This is a genomic window from Serratia sp. CY27727 (assembly GCF_052169275.1).
GTDB classification, from domain to species: domain Bacteria; phylum Pseudomonadota; class Gammaproteobacteria; order Enterobacterales; family Enterobacteriaceae; genus Serratia; species Serratia sarumanii.
In genome coordinates, this window is record NZ_JBJNLB010000026.1 from 1 (window position 1) to 2,835 (window position 2,835).

General features: G+C 66.0%; 2 protein-coding genes. Both read left to right on the forward strand.

Features of this window, described 5'->3' with window-relative positions:
- A partial coding sequence (locus ACJ8HB_RS24905; protein ID WP_146224401.1) for an autotransporter outer membrane beta-barrel domain-containing protein occupies positions 1–121 on the forward strand: 121 nt, incomplete at its 5' end.
- 124 nt (positions 122–245) lie between these two features.
- Positions 246–2,835: autotransporter outer membrane beta-barrel domain-containing protein (locus tag ACJ8HB_RS24910; protein ID WP_442520275.1), on the forward strand; the 2,590-nt coding region annotated here is incomplete at its 3' end.

Genomic DNA, 2,835 nt, shown 5'->3' on the forward strand with positions numbered 1-2,835 from the left:
GAAGGCGGGGGCGGAAGTGGCGGTGAACGAGAACGCCACGCTGTCGCTGGGCTACGGCGGGCTGCTGTCGCAGAACCACCAGGACAACAGCGTCAACGCCGGTTTCACCTGGCGCTTCTAAGCACAAACACCATCGATTCAATCCTTGTACCGGAACCGTCTGCGGACGGTTCCTTTTTCACATCCTGCTAATGAAAGCCCGGCGCACCTGGGGCGTCGGCCAATAACAAGCAAAAGGTAAGGAAATGACAACAACAATGGGTTTTGATAGCAAAGGAAATGCTCGCCGCTCGCCGTGGCGGCTGAACGCGCTGGTCTGCTGCATGGCGCTGGCGGGGTATGCACAGGCGGCACCGCACGAGGTGAACGGCCAAGCCGGCGATCCGGCCAGCTGGCGCAACGCCGAATTCAACGCCAACTGGGGGCTGGGGGCGATCCACGCCGATGAGGCCTACGCCGCCGGCTATACCGGCAAAGGGCAGAAGGTGGGCATTTTCGATACCCCGGTCAACCGCCATCCCGAGTTCGCCGGCGACGGCAAACTGATCAACGTGGTCACCGAAGGCTATCGCGCCTACACCGATCCGCACCGGCCGGGCATTAACGCCGGCGACCGCTTTTACTTCGACGGCACCTTCCACTTCTACAGCGGCTCACAGGGCATGCTGAGCAATCATGGGGTGCACGTTGCGGGCATCAGCGCCGCCAACCGCGACGGCGTCGGCATGCACGGCGTGGCTTTCGATTCGCAGGTGATCAGCGTCGATAACGACAACGACGGCCCGGCCTATGGTGAATTCCTCGGCCTGGACGGCGCCGTCACCAATGCCGGCTGGCAGGCGATGATCAACAACGGCGTGCGGGTGATCAACAACAGCTGGGGCGTCAGTATTCCCGACTTTCTGTCCGACGGCGGCCGCGATCCTAACGCGCTGCACTTTGAGCTGAAGGATGCGCAGGAACAATTCGATCAGGTCAAACCGCTGCTCGGCAGCCTGGCCGGCGCAGGCTATCAGGGCGCCATCGACGCCGCGCGCAAAAATATTCTGGTGCTGTTCGCCGCCGGTAACGACGGCAACTACAACCAGCCGGATGTGATCAGCGGGCTGGCCTACTTCGTGCCGGACATCGCGCCGAACTGGCTGTCGGTCGCCAGCGTGGCGCAGGATGCGGCTTCGGCCAACAGCGTGCCTTACACCATCAGCAGCTTCTCTTCCCGCTGCGGCTATACTGCCAGCTTCTGCGTCTCGTCGCCGGGCAGCAAAATCTACAGCACCGTGGCCAACGGTTCCGATCCGGCCAACCTGGTGTCGGACTACGGCAATAAAAACGGCACCTCGATGGCGACGCCGCACGTCACCGGCGCGGTGGCGGTGTTGCTGCAGCGTTTCCCGTACATGAGTTCGGCGCAGATTGCCGACGTGCTGAAAACTACCGCCACCGACATGGGCGCGCCGGGCATCGACGCGCTCTACGGCTGGGGGATGATCAACCTGGGCAAAGCCATTAACGGCCCGGGCATGTTCTATACCGTCGAGGATATTCCGGCGGAGTTCCGCATCCCGGATCCGACGGGCGTGGCCTACGGCCCGACCCAGTTTGTCGCCAATATTCCGGGCCTGGGCGCCGAGGTGGATGCCGGCACGCTGCACGCCAGAAAGTGTGACGGCATCAGCTGCGAACTGGAAGTCTACTCCAACAACATCTCTGGCCACGGCGGCCTGACCAAAGAAGGGATGGGCACGCTGGTCATGACCGGCGCCAACACCTATGCCGGCCCGACGCTGGTCAATCAGGGGCGGTTGGCTGTCAACGGCTCGGTCACTTCGGCCGTCAGCGTGCAGAGCGGCGGCATCGTCGGCGGCAGCGGCACGGTCGGTTCGCTGACCGCCCGTCAGGGCGGCACCGTGGCGCCGGGCAACTCGATCGGCACTTTGAACGTGGCCGGCAACGTCAGCTTCGAGCCGGGTTCGCGTTACGCGGTGGAAGTGGGGCCGAACGGCCAGAGCGATCGGATCCAGAGCAGCGGATCGGCGACGATCGGCGGCGGCGAGGTGGCGGTGACGCTGGAGAACAGCCCCAACCTGCTGACGCAAAGCGAGGTGCGCAGCCTGCTGGGCCAGCAGTACACCATCCTGAGCGCGCAGCAGGGGGTGAGCGGGCAGTTTGACACGGTGGCGCCGAACTACCTGTTCCTCGGCACCGGGCTGAGCTACCAGCCGACCGGGGTGACGCTGAGCGTCGGGCGCAACGGCACCAGCTTCGCCAGCGTGGCGCAGACGGCGAACGAGCGGGCGGCGGCGGCGGCGGCGGATGCGCTGGCGGCGGGCAACCCGGTGTACGAGAGCCTGCTCGGCAGCGGCACGGCGGGCGAAGCGCGGCAGGCGTTCCGTCAGCTGTCGGGGCAAATCCATGCGGACATCGCCTCGGCGCTGGTGAACGACAGCCGCTACCTGCGTGAGGCGCTGAACGGGCGCCTGCGTCAGGCGGAAGGGCTGGCGAGCTCGTCGGCCATCAAGGCGGATGAAGGCGGTGCCTGGGCGCAGCTGCTGGGGGCGTGGGACCACGCGTCGGGCGACGCCAACGCCACGGGTTATCAGGCCTCGACCTACGGGGTGCTGGTGGGGCTGGACTCGGCGGCGGCGGACGACTGGCGGCTGGGGGTGGCGACCGGCTACACCCGCACCTCGCTGCACGGCGGGTACGGGTCGAAGGTGGACAGCGACAACTACCACCTGGCGGCGTACGGCGACAAGCAGTTCGGGGCGCTGGCGCTGCGCGGCGGGGCGGGCTACACCTGGCACCGCATAGACACCAAGCGGTCGGTGAACTACG